This window comes from Vibrio sp. 378 (assembly GCF_033339435.1).
Window position 1 is genome coordinate 1 of record NZ_JAWOUO010000547.1, and the last position, 704, is coordinate 704.

Annotated in this window: 1 protein-coding gene; it reads left to right on the plus strand. The window is 39.5% G+C overall.

What is annotated here, in order from left to right; translation table 11 throughout:
- The first annotated feature begins 93 nt into the window (after positions 1–93).
- Entirely contained in the window at positions 94–516 is a 423-nt protein-coding gene (locus R7Q48_RS27460) for a DUF6678 family protein (protein ID WP_005477752.1), read from the plus strand.
- Positions 517–704 lie beyond the last annotated feature (188 nt).

Genomic DNA, 704 nt, shown 5'->3' on the forward strand with positions numbered 1-704 from the left:
GTTTGGGTCTAGTTTAGTGATTACGGCGTCCAGTTTGAGTGTTGTGATAGCGTGCTTCACACCTTAATTGGGCGTTATGTGTATTGGGAATTTATGCGTTTAGATTTAAAGTCAAATATCATTAAACTAATTGATAGTAATGGTCTTTTTGGTGTTATGAATAACACTAAGTGGAACAATTTGCTTGCAGCGTTGAGCGATATCGATGAGCTACTAAGCTACCGAGTTACCTACATTGACGGGTCAACATGGCCGGAAAGTGACTCTAGCTATCAATATACCAGTGAACTAGCACAAATATGGGGAAACTTTCGAGCGATACATTTTATTGATATTGATGCTCGTATCTCTCATTCAAGAGGCGTTTTGCTGGAGCCAGAAGTTCTAGATCATAGGGATAAGGTCATTGCTATATGTAAAGAGCAAAATGCTAAAATATCTCTCACAGAGTGTGGTGTTAGAGTTTGGGGCTATTTTCAGCACGGTAAAGATATAGAAATGTATAAATACACATAACAAAGCGTTCAAGAGCGACTCACAACGCGTGGCATTTTTGATATGCGTTGGGTTAAGTGATTACGGTGCATTGCAGAGGCTTCTGTATTGCGTTGCTCGCACCTTAACGCGGCGTTATATTTTTTGAGGGGCTATGAAGAAACAATTAGCGTTAATTTTTTCATCAGCTACAACTATATTGAGTGCAG

Coding starts and splice junctions, on each gene's coding strand:
- R7Q48_RS27460 (WP_005477752.1), top strand. CDS start 94: ATGCGTTTAGATTTAAAGTCAAATATCATTAAACTAATTGATAGTAAT.